The 17,092-nt window shown below is 55.9% G+C and carries 14 protein-coding genes and 1 CRISPR repeat array; of the genes, 12 read left to right on the forward strand and 2 right to left on the reverse strand.

The genetic code is table 11. The features are described 5' to 3' along the window. Window positions 1-154: 154 nt before the first annotated feature. From HMPREF2890_RS08645 to HMPREF2890_RS08685, 9 genes are all read left to right on the forward strand, one after another. A complete protein-coding gene (locus HMPREF2890_RS08645) occupies window positions 155-2,191 on the forward strand; it encodes a transketolase family protein (protein ID WP_070467669.1) in 2,037 nt (678 codons plus the stop codon). 3 nt (window positions 2,192-2,194) lie between these two features. Further along, the gene (locus HMPREF2890_RS08650) at window positions 2,195-2,668 is read left to right on the forward strand and encodes an RpiB/LacA/LacB family sugar-phosphate isomerase (protein ID WP_070467671.1); all 474 of its coding nucleotides are present in this window, start codon (window positions 2,195-2,197) and stop codon (window positions 2,666-2,668) included. Continuing rightward, window positions 2,649-4,643: a M3 family metallopeptidase gene (locus HMPREF2890_RS08655; protein WP_070467673.1), complete on the forward strand. Its 1,995-nt coding sequence runs from the start codon at window positions 2,649-2,651 to the stop codon at window positions 4,641-4,643. The genes HMPREF2890_RS08650 and HMPREF2890_RS08655 overlap by 20 nt, the downstream gene beginning before the upstream one ends. A 245-nt stretch (window positions 4,644-4,888) precedes the next feature. Beyond that, on the forward strand, window positions 4,889-5,380 hold the full coding sequence (gene ybeY, locus HMPREF2890_RS08660; protein ID WP_070467676.1) for an rRNA maturation RNase YbeY: 492 nt from the start codon (window positions 4,889-4,891) through the stop codon (window positions 5,378-5,380). Between the two features lie 27 nt (window positions 5,381-5,407). Continuing rightward, window positions 5,408-6,148, forward strand: coding sequence for a DUF4271 domain-containing protein (locus HMPREF2890_RS08665; protein ID WP_070467678.1), 741 nt, complete (start codon window positions 5,408-5,410; stop codon window positions 6,146-6,148). A 10-nt stretch (window positions 6,149-6,158) separates the two neighbouring features. After that, on the forward strand, window positions 6,159-6,923 hold the full coding sequence (locus HMPREF2890_RS08670; protein ID WP_070467680.1) for a uroporphyrinogen-III synthase: 765 nt from the start codon (window positions 6,159-6,161) through the stop codon (window positions 6,921-6,923). Window positions 6,924-6,927: 4 nt separating this feature from the next. After that, window positions 6,928-7,323, forward strand: coding sequence for a ribonuclease P protein component (locus tag HMPREF2890_RS08675; RefSeq protein WP_070467682.1), 396 nt, complete (start codon window positions 6,928-6,930; stop codon window positions 7,321-7,323). After that, complete coding sequence (gene yidD / locus HMPREF2890_RS08680) at window positions 7,320-7,568, forward strand: membrane protein insertion efficiency factor YidD (protein WP_070467684.1); 249 nt, start codon at window positions 7,320-7,322, stop codon at window positions 7,566-7,568. The genes HMPREF2890_RS08675 and yidD overlap by 4 nt, the downstream gene beginning before the upstream one ends. Then, window positions 7,565-8,209, forward strand: coding sequence for a TatD family hydrolase (locus HMPREF2890_RS08685; protein ID WP_070467686.1), 645 nt, complete (start codon window positions 7,565-7,567; stop codon window positions 8,207-8,209). The genes yidD and HMPREF2890_RS08685 overlap by 4 nt, the downstream gene beginning before the upstream one ends. Window positions 8,210-8,236: 27 nt before the next feature. Here HMPREF2890_RS08685 and HMPREF2890_RS08690 read toward each other — a convergent pair whose 3' ends face one another. Next, window positions 8,237-9,145, reverse strand: a complete 909-nt coding sequence (locus tag HMPREF2890_RS08690) for a tRNA (adenosine(37)-N6)-dimethylallyltransferase (RefSeq protein ID WP_070467688.1) — start codon at window positions 9,143-9,145, stop codon at window positions 8,237-8,239. Between the two features lie 8 nt (window positions 9,146-9,153). Further along, window positions 9,154-10,074: a glycosyltransferase family protein gene (locus HMPREF2890_RS08695; RefSeq protein WP_070467689.1), complete on the reverse strand. Its 921-nt coding sequence runs from the start codon at window positions 10,072-10,074 to the stop codon at window positions 9,154-9,156. A gap of 555 nt (window positions 10,075-10,629) precedes the next feature. Between HMPREF2890_RS08695 and cas9 the strand changes: the two genes are divergently transcribed. The 3 genes from cas9 to cas2 are packed head-to-tail and all read left to right on the forward strand — an operon-like array spanning window position 10,630 to window position 16,529. Beyond that, window positions 10,630-15,330, forward strand: a complete 4,701-nt coding sequence (cas9, locus tag HMPREF2890_RS08700) for a type II CRISPR RNA-guided endonuclease Cas9 (protein ID WP_083289918.1) — start codon at window positions 10,630-10,632, stop codon at window positions 15,328-15,330. Continuing rightward, window positions 15,302-16,195: a type II CRISPR-associated endonuclease Cas1 gene (cas1, locus tag HMPREF2890_RS08705; RefSeq protein WP_070467691.1), complete on the forward strand. Its 894-nt coding sequence runs from the start codon at window positions 15,302-15,304 to the stop codon at window positions 16,193-16,195. The genes cas9 and cas1 overlap by 29 nt, the downstream gene beginning before the upstream one ends. A 4-nt stretch (window positions 16,196-16,199) precedes the next feature. Next, window positions 16,200-16,529, forward strand: a complete 330-nt coding sequence (gene cas2 / locus HMPREF2890_RS08710; protein WP_083289919.1) for a CRISPR-associated endonuclease Cas2 — start codon at window positions 16,200-16,202, stop codon at window positions 16,527-16,529. 202 nt (window positions 16,530-16,731) lie between these two features. After that, window positions 16,732-17,091: direct repeats of the CRISPR family, unit length 30 nt; unit sequence GTTGTGGATTGATCAGTTTAGGGAATAAGA. Window position 17,092: the final 1 nt, after the last annotated feature.

A 17,092-nucleotide genomic window follows, 5' to 3' on the forward strand; every position in this document is an offset into this window, starting at 1 on the left:
GTTAGCACTTCTCTTATTGATAAGCTCAAATGCGTAGCCCCTGGCGGATTAAGTCTTTTGTGGGTCAAGGCGACAAAAAAGGGGTATATTTGTCCGTAGGTTGAGACCTGCCGTAACTCCGACTATCAAACCAATACTTCAATACACCGTAACGATGAGTAGTAACTCTCTAAGCCACAAGATCGCTGACAATATCCGGATCCTTGCCCTCTCTATGGTGGAGAAGGCCTCATCCGGTCACCCCGGAGGAGCCATGGGCGGCGCCGACTTCGCTGCTGTGCTCTTCTCTGAGTACCTCCGGTATGACCCGGAGGACCCGGCTTGGATCGCCAGGGATCGCTTTTTCCTCGACCCCGGTCACCTCTCCTCCATGCTCTATAGCGTGCTGGCGATGCAAGGCTTCTTTACCACTGAGGAGCTGCAGCGCTTCCGCCAGTGGGGCAGCCCGACGCCGGGACATCCGGAGCTGGATATCAAGAGAGGGATAGAGAATGGCTCCGGCCCGCTTGGCCAGGGGCATACAATGGCGGTGGGTGCTGCCATTGCGGCAAAGAAGATGGGCGCCCACTTCGATGAGGCGCTGATGCAGCAGCGGATCTACGCCTTCATCTCTGACGGCGGCATCCAGGAGGAGATCTCGCAGGGCGCCGGTCGCCTTGCCGGGCACCTGGGGCTGGATAACCTGATCATGTTTTACGACGCCAATGAGGTACAGCTCTCCACCCGCGTTGATGAGGTGGACAGCGAGGACGTGGCGATGAAGTACCGTGCTTGGGGCTGGGAGATCTTTGACATCAACGGCAATGACCCTGAGGAGATCCGTCGCGCTCTCGATGGTGCCATAGCGGTCAAGGGCAAGCCCTCGCTCATCATCGGTCACACGCTGATGGCTAAGGGGGCGATCGATAAGGAGGGCGGTCGCTCGCTTGAGGATCAGGTATCTACACATGGTCAGCCGCTCTCCAAGGCCGGTGCCGACATCCGTCGTACCATTGCCGGTCTCGGTGGCGATCCGGACGATCCCTTTGTCATCTTCCCGGAGGTGCAGGAGTGCTTCGCCAAGCGGCGTGAGACGCTCCTCGGGGAGAAGAAGGAGTGGCAGGCACGTTTCGACAGCTGGCGTAAGGCTAAGCCGGAGGCTGCAGAGGAGCTGGAGCGGTGGCTGGACCCTGAGGTGAAGGACGTAGACTGGTCGCAGATCAAGCAGGCCCCGGACAAGGCGACCCGCAATGGCTCTGCGACCGTCCTCGGACATCTTGCGGAGCAGGTGCCCAATATGATCGTCTCCAGTGCGGACCTCTCCAACTCCGACAAGACGGATGGTTTCCTCAAGAAAACCACACCCATCACGCGGGACAACTACGATGGCCAATTCATCAATATGGGTGTCTCTGAGCTGACGATGGCGGTAGTGAGCATGGGGCTGATGCTGCATGGGGGGCTGATCGCCGCCTGTGGCACCTTCTTCGTCTTCAGCGACTATATGAAGCCGGCGATCCGCCTCTGTGCGCTGATGGAGCTGCCGGTGAAGTTTGTCTGGACCCACGATGCCTTCCGTGTCGGTGAGGATGGTCCGACACACCAGCCGATCGAGCAGGAGGCGCAGATCCGCCTGATGGAGAAGCTGCGTAATCACTCCGGAAATAATGCGATGCTGGTGCTCCGTCCCGCCGATGTGGAGGAGACCACAGTGGCGTGGAAGATGGCGCTGGAGAATACGAAGAGCCCGACTGCGCTGATCTTCTCCCGGCAGAATATCAAGAACCTCCCCGAGAACGACTACACCAAGAGCCTCCGCGTGGAGCGAGGCGGCTACACCGTCATCGAGCGTAAGACTCCGGAGGCGGTGCTGATCGCCTCCGGATCAGAGGTGAGTACACTGGTCGCCGGTGCAGAGTTGCTTCGCGAGCGAGGCATTGAGGTCAATGTCGCCTCCATCCCGAGTGAGGGACTCTTCCGTCGTCAGCCGGAGGCCTATCAGGAGAGCGTGCTGCTCCCCGGCGTACCGCGCTATGGCCTGACTGCCGGGCTGCCGGTCACCCTCGAGGGGATGATCTCCCACAGCGAGGGACGGATCCACGGGATGGAGTCCTTTGGCTTCTCCGCCCCCTATACGGTGCTAGATGAGAAATTTGGCTACACGGCTGAGACGGTCTGCCGTGAGGTAATGGGGTTACTGGGAAAGAAGTAAACTATGATAGCAGGAGTACATAAGATAGGTCTGGCCAGTGACCACGCCGGATACTATATCAAGATAGCGGTGAGGGACTTCCTCGCAAAGTGGGCCCCCGAGGTGGAGCTGATCGACTACGGGACGGACAGCGGGTCTGACAGCTGCGACTATCCCGACTTTGCCCACAAGCTGGGCGATGCTCTCGACAAGGGCGAGGTGGATATGGGCGTCGGCGTCTGTGGCTCCGGCGAGGGGATCCAGATGGCGCTCAATAAGCACCGGTCCGTCCGTGCGGGACTTGCCTGGATGCCGGAGATCGCATCGCTGATCAGGCAGCATAATAACGCCAATGTGCTGGTGCTGCCGGGACGCTTTGTGCCGGTGCAGGAGGCGCAGGAGATGGCGGAGATATTCTTCAGCACCGACTTCGAGGGCGGGCGCCATGAGCGTCGGGTCCGGAAGATAGCGACAGACTATGGAGAGACTCTATCCTGACTTTGAGCATCGGGATGCCGATACGCTAGTCGCCCGAGTGCGGGAGGATCTGGCGACCTATCGGGAGGAACTGGAGGAGATCCGCTCCGTGCCGATGGAGTCTGCCACCTTCGGCAATACCGTGCTGGCTCTTGAGCAGGCCGGGAGGGCGCTGGACGTGTCGTCTGCCACCTTCTACAACCTCCTCAGCTGCGATGCGGACGATCGCCTCATGGAGCTGTCGGAGGAGCTGACGGAGGAGCTGACCGATGTCGCCAACGAGATCTCTCTTGATCCCGACATTGCCGCCAAGGTGAAGAAGATCTACGATGCACCACAGGAGGCGCTCTCTCGGATCGACAAGCGGCTCCTCCTCCGTACCTACGAGTCCTACCGGGACAATGGGTCGATGCTGCCGGAGAGCAGCCGACAGGAGCTGAAGGGGCTCCGTAAGGAGCTGAGCTTGGCTACGCTTCGCTTTGGGCAAAACGTCCTGCGGGAGCAGAATGCCTATCGTCTCTCAGTCCTCGATGGTGAGTCGCTCCAGAGGTTGCCCTCCTCAGCTCTGGAGCAGGCCCGGAAGAGAGCGAGGGAGGAGGGCGTACAGGGCTGGATCTTTGACCTGAGTATGCCGTCCTACAGTGCGCTGATGCGCTTCTGCAGCAATCGGGAGACCCGCAGGCAGATCTACCGCGACCGCGGTACGCTCTGCTATGATACCTCGAGGGAGACGAGCAACATCGCCACCATTTACGACATCGTACGGCTGCGGCACGCCATTGCTAAGCTCCTCGGTCACGAGACCTACGCTGACCTGGTACTCTCCAAGAAGATGGCAAAGACGCCCGATGCGGTCTATCAGATGCTGGACAGGCTGCGCGATGCTTACCTCGCCAAGGCGCGTGAGGAGGTGGAGACGATAGCCAACCAGGCGGAGCGAAGGGATCAAATCTCAAAGCTGGAGCCGTGGGACTGGAGCTTCTATGCAGAGCTCTATCGCCAGAGGGCGCTGAAGTACGATGAGGAGCAGACGAGACCCTACTTCGAGCTCTCGTCCGTGGTGGAGGCGATGTTTGGCCTCGCCGGCAAGCTCTATGGAGTGGAGCTCCGTCGTAACCCCGAGCTTCCGGTCTACCATCCCGATGTGGAGGCATACGATGTGCTGCGTGAGGGGCAGCTGCTGGGGACACTTCTCCTCGACTACTTCCCTCGTAAGGGCAAGCGGTCCGGTGCCTGGATGACCAATTATGTGGAGGAGTATGAGGGGGTACGCCCGGTGATCAGCTTGGTGACTAACTTTACTCCGCCCAGCGATGATAAGCCCTCGCTCCTCACCTTCGATGAGACGACGACGCTCTTTCACGAGTTTGGCCACGCCCTCCACGGGCTACTGACGACCGTGAAGTACGCCTCTCTCAGCGGGACCAATGTGGAGCACGACTTCGTGGAGCTGCCTTCGCAGATGAATGAGAACTGGATGCGCCAGCGCGACTTCGTGAAGTCCTTTGCGAAGCACTATGAGACCGGAGAGGTGATCGGTGACGACCTGCTTGATGCGATCGAGCGGAATGCACTCTTCCTTGACGGCTATGGCTGCATACGTCAGCTCACCTTTGGCTACTTAGATATGAAGTGGCACGCCACCGACCCGGAGACCCTGCCCACCGACATTGAGGCGGTGGAGGCTGAGGCTCGCAAGGGGCTGGAGCTGCTTCCGCATGCAGCGGGGACGGCGATGAGTCCCTCCTTTACCCATATCTTCAGTGGTGGCTACGCTGCCGGATACTACGGATACAAGTGGAGCGAGATCTTGGATGCAGATGCCTTTGAGGAATTTATCCACAACGGTCTCACCGACCGCGCCACGGCCGATCGCTTCCGGGAGAACATCCTTGAGCGGGGCGACTCGGAGGATCCGGCAGAGCTGTACCGAGCCTTTAAGGGTCGGGATGCAACGGTCGACGCGCTGCTTCGCCGCTCTCACCTGATCCAGTGATCACCCGAAGGCGATCAGGATTACTTGAAAATTATGAAGGAATGCCCCTGCTCGTCAGGGGCATTCCTTTTATCCCTATTAGTCGGTGGTAGGCATAGACTCCGGTATGGGAGCTTTTGCCAAAGTGCCTGACCGGGCTGAGTGGGCTGTGATAAAATGACTACCTTTGCAGTGTCCTCCCGGGCGAAACAAGAGCGCATCCGGCGGACTGGTGTTTCCCATCTAATATAGTGCACAAGTTGTCTATGGCTATTCATTATTACTCAGAGAGCGAGGCTGTCCCCCCATTTCTCCGTCGAGAGGTGGGCGCATGGATCACGTCTGTGGCCGAAGGCTATGGCAAGACCATAGGTGAGCTCAATTATCAATTCTGCAACAATGAGCAGATGCTCGAGATGAATAGCAAGTTCCTCGACCATCACTACTACACCGACATCATCACCTTCCCGAGTGGAGATGATGATGAGGTGCTGGTGGCAGACATACTGATCTCGCTTGATCAGGTCCGGCTCAATGCGGCAGAGCTTGGGGTCACGCCCGGGAGCGAATTACTCCGGGTGATGATCCATGGGGTGTTGCACCTCTGCGGTCAGGACGATGTGACACTTGAGCTGGAGACGGAGATGCACCACGCCGAGGACCGAGCCCTTGCCCAGCTGCCTGAGAGGGTCTGGCGAGCCATCCCGGCATCGGAGGCGTGGATGAGTGAGTGCCCGGTGAGCGAGGGGAAGGAATAAGGAAGAAGTAGTAGAGGGAGCATCTTGTTGTCGAGCTTAAGTGTAGAGACTCACTCTGCCTGGCCCGCCTTTGATGGGTACGAGGCGGCGCAGTACGTCGACTCTGCGCCAGAATATACCGACACCCTGCTGGCGATGACGCTGGTGCTGGTGGCACTGTCCCTACTGCTCTACCATATGCTCCTGAAGCCTCGGGGCAGAGGGCGTGCTATGCTGCTGCTCACAGCTCCACCGAGGGCGATCCCGAGAGTGCGGGAGATGCTGCCGTCTGTAGGTTTTTTTGTCATGGGGTTGCTGGAGAGCCTCCTCTTGGTGGCTCTGCTGGTGACGCTCCTGCTACCGGAGACGAGTGGGGTCGCCTCGCTGTCAGTCACAGGCTTTTGGCTCAGTGTGGGGAGGGTCTCTCTCTGGGTGGCACTACTCTTTGTCATCGCCACAGTGGCGCAGGCGTGGATGGTCTATACCTTCTGCCACTCCGACCAGATCTCGCTCTGGTGGGCGGACTACCTGATCCTGATGATCGTCGCTGCCAATACGCTCCTCTTGCCACTCCTCCTGCGACTCTTCACGCCCTTGAGTGCTACTACTCTCGTGATCCTCTCGGGCGGTCTTTATGTGGTCTATCGAATACTCTTGTGCTACAGAGAGATACAGATATTCAGTCACCTGAGGCGTTATCCCCTGCATATTATTTTGTACCTTTGCGCTTGCGAAATAGGCCCCTTGCTCTTTGGGCTCAAGGTCGCCTCACTTAGTGTGAATCAGTAGCATATCACAAATGTCCACAAAGACACGTAAAGTTCTTGTTCCACAACCCGAGCCTCCTAAGAAAAACTCGCCCTACTATCAGCTGGCGGAGGAGTATGGGCTGGAGTTGGTATTCAATCCACTCTTCCATTTTGAGACCTTGACGGCTCGACAGTTTCGTGATCAGAAGGTAGATATCCTCAAGCATACAGCGGTGATCCTCACCTCGAGGACCATCACGACACACTTCTTCAAGCTGGTGAGCGACCTGCGCTGCACGCTGCCTGAGGACTTTAAGTACTTCTGCGCCTCGGAGCGTGTCGCTCTATTCCTGCAGAAGTTTATCACCGTCCGTAAGCGGAAGATCTTTTTCCCCGAGAAGAATGGCTCCTCATCTGACTTCCAGACGATCATCTGCAAGCACGACAAGGAGAAGTATCTTGTGCCGGAGATAGAGGAGCGGGCGTCGGATGTCGTTGCCATGCTGGCGGATACTAAGGTGAAGGTGAGTACTTGCGACGTCTGCCGGATCATCTACGCTGAGCTGACGCCGGAGGAGATTGATTCCTTTGACTTCCTCCTTTTCTTTAGTCCCAATGGTCTCTCTGCCATCAAGACTGCCTACCCCGAGTATCAGCAGGGGAAGCAGATCATCGGCTGCCTCGGTGAGGGCACTCGTGATGATCTTGAGCAGGCGGGGCTTCAGGTCCACATCAGCGCTCCGACACGTGAGTACCCGAGTATGACCGCAGCCTTAGAGCATTATCTCCAGGAGGAGAAGAAGGCGGCTAAGTAATCCCATGAAGGAGTATGGGCTGACGAAGAGCGAGCGGCTCTATCTGAGGGAGGAGATCGGCGCACTCTTTGAGAGTCGGAGGCGCTTCGTCTGCTACCCGTACCGCGTTGTCTGGCGCCTGGAGGAGCCCTCAGAGGAGCCCCTCAAGGTCCTTATCTCCGTCCCCAAGCGGCTGATCCGCCATGCGGTGGATCGCAATACGATCAAGCGCCGCACTCGAGAGGCGTGGCGACTGCAGAAGGGTCCCCTGAGGGCGCTTGCAGAGGAGCGTGAGGGCACCCTGTTGATCGGTCTGCTCTACATCGGTGATCACGTGTCTCGCTCGGAGCGGCTCTCCGCAGCTGTGTCAAAGTCGATCGGACGGCTCTGCGACGAGATGAAGAGTGGTCCTGCCCTATGAGTCTCAGGTCCATCATACAGAGCATAGGTGCCTTCGTCGGCAAGTTGCTGATCCTGCCGATCCGCTTCTACCAGAAGTATATCAGCCCTCACACACCACCCGCCTGTCGCTTCACACCCACCTGCAGCCAGTATGCGATCGAGGCGATCCGGAAGCATGGGCCGATCAAGGGTCTTCTCTTAGCCATCTGGCGCCTGCTGCGGTGCAATCCCTGGGGTGGCAGTGGCTATGATCCGGTGCCATGAGACTCCTTGACTTCCACACCCACCTACCTAATATAGAGCGCTACCGCGGTGACTCCTCAGTCATCGCGGTTCGCTCGCTTATGCCGGACGAGGAGGTCGATGATCGATCGGACCTCTTCACCATCGGGATTCACCCGATGGATAGGCAGCGGTATGCCGACCCGGAGGGACTGCTCCTCAGGCGGATCGATGAGCTGGGCGAGCGATTTCTCGGCATCGGAGAGTGTGGGTGGGATCGTCGATCGCAGCGCTCTATGGAGGCGCAGACCGCCCTCGTGCGATGCCAAATAGCTCTTGCCGATCGGCTCTGCTGTCCCCTTATCCTACACGTGGTAGGTGGGTGGCACCTCCTGCTGCGAGAGCGGCGGTCACACCCGGAGGGCATCTGGGTGGTGCACGGATTTAGGGGCAAGCCGGCACTCCTGCGACAGCTGGAGGAGGCGCAGATACAGGTCAGCCTCCATCCCCTGTACAGCTGGGATGAGGTGCCACAGCTCCCATACTTCATTGAGACCGATGAGAGCGACCTCCCGCTCCGGACGATCTATAGCCGAGTGGCGAAGCAGCTCGGTGAGCCGTTGACTGAGCTTAGTCAGAGGATCCTCTCCTCCTACAAAAGGCTTCTGCCCTCAGATAGGTGACACCGCATCGTCAGGCTCATTTCTCCCTCACCTCTGCCTGTAGTCTCGGAGGATAAGGTCAGCGGTGGCAGCGGGAGACTCTGCGGGTGTGATCTGGGTGATGGTCAGCCCGCGCCGCTCCATACCACGGATCCAGGTCATCTGCCGCTTGGCAAACTGATGTATCGCCACCTCCAAGCGCTGCTCCATCTCATCGTAGGTGAGCTTACCGGTGACGTAGTCGGTGACGTAGCGGTACTCCAGCCCGTAGTAAGTTAGCTGCTCGGGGCGAAGGTGCTTCAGCAGCCCCTCCACCTCCTCCACCATTCCCTCACGAAGCCTCTTCCTGAGGCGCTCCGAGATCCGCCCCCGGCGGGTCTCGCGAGAGATGTCGAGGCAGTAGATCGGTCCCTCTAATGGCGGACGGTCAAGGTACTGCTCACCGTGGTCGCGGAAGTAGAGTGCCACCTCTATGGCCCGCTCCATCCGTCGTCTATTCTCCGGATCCTTCAGCTCCTCCAGCGCACCCAGCTGCTCCGCCCTCTCTCGGAGGGCGTCAAGACTCAGCCGACCCAGCTCCTCCCGCAGCGACTCATCCCGAGGGACATCGGGCAGGTGGTACCCCCGAAGTGCTGCCTCTACATAGAGCCCTGAGCCTCCGCAGAGGATCCGTGGTGTCTCCTCCGGCAGGGACTGCCATACCCTATCAAAGTCCTCTAAGTACTGATAGAGGCTGTAGTGGTCACCCGCCTCGGCGATATCGATGAGGTAGTAGGGGACCGGGTCCCCATCCACCACATAGTCCTCCAGATCCTTCCCCGTCCCGAGATCCATACCCTGATAGACCTGGCGAGAGTCGCCACTGAGCACCACCCCGCCCACTCGGTGAGCAAGGTGCGCTGCCACCGGGGTCTTCCCGGAGGCTGTCGGACCGATGATCGTCAGCAGCTCAGCCACTGAGTCGCTTACTTGCTCAGCGAGGCGAGTAGGTTGTCGGGGTAGGTCCCCTCCTCGTGTAGGCGAGCAAATTTCTTGACCACCTCGGGACGATCCTCAGCGTAGGTGACGCCAAACCACCGTGCCGGCGTATCCAGCACCTTGCAGGTCGCCTTTCCCTCGTGTACGAGATCATTCACCACCGTGGGGATATAAAATTCCGCCTTCGGCTTTTCCAGGTTGGCATCAAGGAACTTCCGGAACGCCACCTGGCTGTGAGCGAAGTAGTCGGGTGTGAAGCCCCACATATTCATCGATACCGGGGTATTCTCCTCCAGCTCAACCTCCGTCCCACTCTCGTCCTTGAAGCTTATCCGTCCCTCATCATTGCGTGCGATGCTGGTCCGCTCCACCACCTCAGCGAGGTAGCCTCGGTCATCTGTGACACAGACACCGCGAGATACGGTGCCGCTCTCACTGAGGGTATTGCCACAGCGGTAGCCCACCATGGCATACTCACCCTCCTTCCCCTCCACGCTGCGGAGGAAGTCTGCCAGTGCCTCGAAGCTCTCACGACCATAGAAGTCGTCCGCATTGATCACCGCAAAGGGCTCGTGGATCACCTCCTCACCCATCATCACGGCATGGTTGGTACCCCAAGGCTTAGTCCGCTCCTCGGGGACCTTGTAGGAGTAGGGGATCTTGTCCACGCTCTGGAAAACCAGCTCCACCGGGATCAGCCGGTCGTACTTGGAGACGATCTTCTCCCTAAACGCCTGCTCAAAGTCTCTGCGGATAACGAAGACCACCTTGCCAAATCCTGCTCGGATGGCGTCATAGATAGAGTAGTCCATAATGGTCTCCCCGTGGGGGCCGAGACCGTCGATTTGCTTCAGACCTCCATAGCGGGAGCCCATGCCGGCAGCGAGTACAAATAATGTCGGTTTCATTGATAAGAGTTTTACCTGATTGATACTTTTCTTTCCCCAAAGGTACCCATTTCCCCGCAAGGTACCCCCTACGCTCGCCATCGCTTACACATCCGGTCTTTATAGGGATCAATCGCATCCGTGCGTGATCAACCCTCTCGGCAGTCCGCTCCTTAGGTGATCCGATGGTCTCCCACTCCTCTGGGTAGCCGGTCGGTGAGACTTTCAATAGTGCTAAGAGTCTCTGGATAAAACAGCCCCGACTGAAGGCTCAATTCGTTTCCCGGTAATAGAGTACCGGCTCAGGAGACCGCATTGGGGTGATAGACTTGTGTCTTACAGTCTCTCTACTGATGCGAATGCCGCTGCTTAATGGATAGGTCTCGCCCAAAGGGTGTATGGTGGAAGAAAAAAATTGTGTACCTTTGGGGCATAAAGATCAACCCTAAACGATCTTTTCACAACAAGGCTATATGCCGTAGTTTATTCTACGCTCCCGCTTCGGCGGGAGCTTTTTTTATGCCTTAAATTGGTACATTTGGGTGTGATCCTCATTTAATCATTTTCTGATCTATTATGTGTAAAAAACAATATATCCTCGGGCTGGACTTGGGGACAAGCAGTCTTGGCTGGGCTGTCATCGTACGTGAGGGAGATAGTGCAAGATCCATCCTTAATACCGGATCCAGTGTGTTTCCGTCCGGAAAAACGATGGTCGGTAGCAAAGAGAGGTCTAACAATGAAGAGCGACGTAACTTCCGCCAAGCGAGGAGGCAATTGGCTCGCCGTCGTCTGCGCAAGCAGCATCTCCTGAGATTGCTTATAGAGAAAGATATGTGTCCCCTGACGCAGAAAGAGCTGGACGGGTGGGTGAAGTGGGATAAGAGCAAGCCCTCCGAGGAGAGACGACGCTTCCCGCAGTCACCCCGCTTCAGGGAGTGGCTGGCCCTTGACCCTTACCGACTGAGAGCTGAGGCTGTTGATACGCCCCTTGAGGACGACCCCGATGGAGGCTTTACCGCACGTGAAAAGCTGGGGCGTATCCTTTACTCCATCATTCAGCACAGAGGCTTCCTCTCATCGCGAAGTGGGAAGGAGGACGGATCTATCTATACCAGCACGATGGAGAAGGATGGGAAGGTCGGCATCGATGAGACGAGAGCCGCCCTCGGAGATCGCACACTCGGTCAGTATCTCTACAGCATTGCTCCAAAGGAGGGTGACCCCTTTAGTGATCAGACTGAGAGAGTACGGTCCCGCTACACGCTGAGGGAGATGTATGTGGAGGAGTTTGACCGGATATGGACGAGGCAGGCACCAGTACTCGGTCTCGATAGGGAGCAGGTGGAGACGGTACACTACCGGTACTTCACCGGTAAGAGTGACTCGTATGAGGCAAGACGTAGGCTTGAGAGGTATCGGACCAAGGATCCGTCAGCTGTGATAGAGACCTTGTCCGGTGACGAGCACCGCTTCGTCTACAAGACTACCACTTCTCTTAAGGAGCATCTAGCGGGTAAGATTTGGTACGACAAGGATGGGACCATCAGGTTTGTCTCCAAGGAGAGTACCCTCTTCTGGCAGAGACCTCTGAGATCACAGAAGGGTATGCTGGACAAGTGTAGCCTTGAGTCGCACAAGGTCAAGGACAGAGGCACAAATCGATTCATCACCCAGGGACCAACGGTTGTCTCTGCCTCTCATCCCTACTATGAGCTGTACAGAGTCCTGCAGACCCTACTTAATATGAGGATACGGGACCGGAAGCTCGATCTAATGAGGCTCCAGTCAATGCTTGATAAGCTTCTCACTTATGGAAAGAATACTAAGGTCTCTAAGCTTAAGAAAGACCTCCGACTGACTCTTGACCTTAACTTTCCGGATGACTACGAGCTGCCCGGATGCCCCACGATTAGTGGGATAACTAAGCTCCTTGACAGTAAGAAGATGCCCTCCCGTAAGGGAGATGCGAGTCCCGTTGATCGACTGGTCATCCCCTTTGACCTCGATCTATATACCCGGATCTGGGAGAAGCTCTTCTTCTACGACGACAATCATCTGCTGGCGCAAGGTCTGAGGGGGATAGAGGGTGCCGCCTTTGTGGAGGACCTCGAGGACAAGCTCGCCAAGCTGCATCTCAGCGAGGACTATGGCAACCTCTCCCTCCACGCTCTGCGTAACATCCTGCCCTATCTCCTCCGTGGGGAGGAGCTCTACAGTGCTGTGCTGCTGGGCGGTATACGTAATGCTGTGCGGGATGATGCGCTGGTGGACGATCACGATGATGCGCTGAGGTCGTGGATCCACACCCAGGGACCTCTGGCGCGTGGTGAGATGATAGATAGGATCGTGGCCTTGCTGCAGGATCCCGACGGGCCATTTCACCTCAGTACTCCGGAGTTGAAGCTGCGTCAGCGACTCTATCATCCCTCTCAGGGCACAGCTAAGCACCGGCTGATGGATCAGCTCCCGCCGGTGGAGAACCTCCGCAACCCCATGGTCGAGCAGGCGCTATGGGCGATGAGGAGACTGGTTAATTATCTCCTCAATAACTATCGCTCCACGATCCGACCGGACTTTACCTTTGACGAGATACACGTGGAGCTGGCCCGGGACCTCAAGCTATCAACTCAGAAGCGGGCAGAGGTGAGGACGCGTCAGAAGAAAGCCGAGGAGGACAACGATATGGCAAGGGACTACCTGCGCAGCCAAGGTCTGAGTACCTCTCGAGAAAATCTCCAGAAGTACAAGCTCTATATGGAGCTTGCCGGTCGTAGTATGGGGGTCGTCACTTGTCCGTATACCGGCAAGGTCATACGTGGACTGAGTGCTGCATTGGATGGCAACAGTATGTTCCAGATCGAGCATATCGTCCCCCGTACAATGACCTACGACGACAGCTTTGCCAATAAGACACTATGCGATGCGGACTTCAATAGGAAGAAGGGCAACCTGACCCCGTGGCAGTTTTATCAGCAGGATCCAAGCCCAAAGCTCTGGGGTGCCGACTCGTGGGAGGAGGTGGAGCATAGGGCATTCCGTCTCCTACCATATCGCAAGGCAACCCGCTTCGTGAGTAAGACCATAGAGGATCAGCTCTCCGGGGATCAGCTGGTAGATACCGCCTACATTAGCCGTAAGGCAAAGGAATACCTCTCCTACATCTGTCCCCAGGACCATATCCGACTCTATCCCGGTCGGGTGACCGCAAGGCTGAGGCAACTCTGGGGACTCAATTCAATCCTCTCGCAAGGACCCACTATCACCAAGGGTCAGCTCCCAGCGGGGCTTGCGCTCTCAGGTGATCAAATTCCTGCCATCGTCATTGGCAAAAAGAAGAGTGGCGTACTCAGTCGCATTCTGCCTAAGTACACCTCTCGCCCGGAGCGAGAGGAGCGTGACGTGGTCCTGCTGGTAAGGGTGCAGAAGGGAAAGATATATAGTGCCAGGTACAGCGAGCTGCCACTATTCTGGGACAAGGCTGCCTCCCTGGCGGACGGGACATATTACTTTGTCCTCCGTAGTTCAGAAGTGGTCCGTGTGGAGCGAATGTTTACAGACCAACCTCGACTGAGGGAGGATCAGCTGAGAGCCAGGGTTACCATTGAGCTGAATAAAGACGGACAGCCCAAGCTCTCCTCCAGAGAGATGGATGTCCGCATCCTGAAGGATGTCCCTTTGCCCACTGCCCCGGGTAATTACTGGCTGACGATACCCCTTGTCTCAGTCCCTGAGGTTACTCCGGAGCATCCGAGAGCAAAGGTTGCCACCGACACGATCAAGGTCTCGGGATCAGTGGAGCAGGGTGTGTTTGTCTCCAAGGTGTATAGGCAGGGTGGTGTGGCTATGGAGGATGGCTTGGCGCAGGTCATCCTCACTCCGGACCTCTCAGAGGTGTCCTTCACCAAGATCAAGCTGGATGCTCCTGCGATCACCTCGGGGGAGGTGGTTCTCACGGGTGCCATTGACAGGAGTGATCTCTTCGTCTGTGACCAGGATGATGAACTTCGAGTGCAGATAGACTCATTTGATGAGCCGGGGAAGTACTATGCTGTCTTCTCCTTTGACCCGATGGCGTCCTACATCCTGTCGTATGACCAAACACCTAACCTGAGCAGTGACGAGGTGGTACTCGAGGGTGATCTGATCTATAATGATAAGGACGATAGGATCCACTTCAGTCCGTCGAAGAATAGGGATGATCACCGACACCACGCACTTGATGCCATAGTCATTGCCTGCACAGGACAGGGAGTGCTGACCGCAATGTCTACCTATAACGCTCACGCTGATGATTATGAGAGAGGGACAGGCACTAAGCCTACATTTGCCTCTCCCTGGGAGGGCTTCCGTGACGATGTGAGGGAAGCGATCGAGGCCGTTCTCGTCAAGCACAAGCAGAGTACCAAGATCCTCAATAAGGTGACGAAGCAGATCACCAAGGATGGTCGCACTCATCGCTCCAAGGGCCTTGCCGTACGTGGCAAGCTCCACAAGGAGACCTTCTATGGGCAGCGACAGTCACCTGAGGAGCCTGCTCCGACAATGCACTATCGAGTGCCCATTACTTCAATCACCAAATCAAAGCAACTAAATCAAGTGGCAGACCCGACAATCCGGGCGTTGATGATCCGGCGATTGCAAGATATGGGAGTGGATACCACGCAGGAAGACTACGCAATTCCAGGCAATGCGTTCGTGGACAAGGCGGGTAACTACACCATCCTCCTACCGAATAAGCGTGGAGTCCCCGTCCCGGTGAAGAAGGTTAGGCGTAGAAGGGTTGTTAATAATACGGTTCAGCTTGATGGTTACAATAAGGAGGTGGAGACTAGTAACAATGATTTTGCGCTTATCTATGAGGATCAAGAGGGTAATTATTGTGAGGAGGTGGTGACCTTTTGGGACTCTGCAGATCGATTGTTGCATGGACAGGATAGAGTACAGCTCCCAATGGATGCAAAGAGAGTCGTCATGACCCTGCGCATCAATGATATGTTCGTTATCGGCATGAGCGAAGACGAGCTGCGGAGTGCTATCGGGTCTAGTGATTATGGGGGTATCTCTGATCACCTATATAGAGTGCAGAAGCTCTCTTCGATGCATTATGTATTCAGACTGCATAGAGCCAGTACTCTCAATCATGACGAGGAACTCTATACAATTCGCAGCTTTAGTGCACTCAAAGAGTCTACTCCCATTAAGGTGATAATTGACACAGACGGCACAATCTCTATAGCGACACGAGATGATCAAGCGAACAATCACCATCAGTAGTCCCTCGCACCTCTCGCTTGATAGAGGGCAACTGGTTGTGTACAATAAGGATAGAGATCAAGCCAGAACGCTTCCCATAGAGGACATCGGCTATCTGCTCTTAGAGAATGATCGGATCACCATTACACTACCCCTCATCCGGTCCTGTCTGGAGCAGAATGTCGGGGTGATTGTATGTGATGACAGACACCTCCCACTCGGCTCTCTCCTCTCACTCTCCGGTCATGAGCTGACGGGAAAGAGAGTGCGACTACAAGCGGAGCCCTCTAAGCCTCTTGTCAAGCAACTGTGGCGAAGAGTCGTGGTCTCAAAAATCAATAATCAAGCAGATCTCGTACGTTGTCGGGACACTGCCTGCGCACTTAGGCTTAAGGAGCTTGCTCGGGAGGTGCTTAGTGGAGATAGTACCAATAGGGAGGGAGCAGCAGCTCGGCAGTATTGGTGCGCTCTCATGGGCCCTGACTTCTGTCGTGATCGTGAGGGGGCGTTTCCCAATGAGCTGCTCAACTATGGATACGCCATCCTCCGTGCCATCACTGCCAGAGCCATCGTAGGCTTGGGGCTTAGTCCCGAGATCGGACTTTTTCATCACAATCAGTACAATGCCCTCCCACTCGCAGATGATCTGATGGAGCCCTATCGACCCTTTGTGGACGAGATAGTATTGTCTCTGACTGTAACCGGAAGTACCGCTCTGGATAAGGAGGCGAGAGGCCGGCTGATACAGGTGTCCTGCACCGAGGTCAGCATCGGTGGTCTCGTCCGCCCTATACAGCTGGCGATGTCTATGACAACGGCATCGCTTGCCAAGTGTTATGAGCAGGGGAAGGCAGACGAACTACTCCTGCCGTCATTTGTGACCTAAGTGTATGATGATAAGTAAGTATCAGTCTATGTGGTTGCTCGTACTCTTTGATCTGCCGGTGATGACGAAGAAGGAGCGTAAGGTGGCAACGCAATTTCGCAATCAATTGATATCAGAGGGGTATATCATGATCCAGTACTCCTGCTATCTACGCTATTGCCCGACGAGAGCTCTCCGAGATAAGTTTGAGAGCCGCCTCTCCAAGATCATCCCCGAGGAGGGCTTTGTTGTAGCCTTTACTCTTACGGATGCTCAGTATGCCGATGCTGCGTGGTACTATGGGACTACCCCGGTAAAGTCTCAGCAGATCCCGGGGCTCTTTGATGAGCTATAGCATTGTCTTGAGTCCTCTGTCATCCTTTGCAGTGACGCGTAAGGCACTGTAGGGTCTTGCATTGACTTGAGAAAGAAGTACCTTTGTGGTGGCGAGGATAAAAGATCCTCATCATCTACTACCCTTGTACTGTTCTTTTCATAGATTTATTTCCTTTGAGTAGGCTCAGATGCCACTTGTAATCGTGCTTTTGGGGAGATAGGTTGTGGATTGATCAGTTTAGGGAATAAGAGACAACGCGGGCTACAGGCGGTCAACCCCTTTACCTGTTGTGGATTGATCAGTTTAGGGAATAAGAGACAACGATACCCTCATCTCAGTGTATGGTATGTATGTTGTGGATTGATCAGTTTAGGGAATAAGAGACAACAAGAGCTTATCATCATCACAAGTTCTTTAAGTTGTGGATTGATCAGTTTAGGGAATAAGAGACAACGAGTACCAAAGCTATAAGAATAGGTCGTAAGTTGTGGATTGATCAGTTTAGGGAATAAGAGACAACGATGCGCCAAGCAGCGAAGCGGCTCTACTAGTTGTGGATTGATCAGTTTAGGGAATAAGAG

The organism is Porphyromonas sp. HMSC065F10, assembly GCF_001808555.1.
In the GTDB taxonomy this organism is placed as follows: Bacteria; Bacteroidota; Bacteroidia; order Bacteroidales; family Porphyromonadaceae; genus Porphyromonas_A.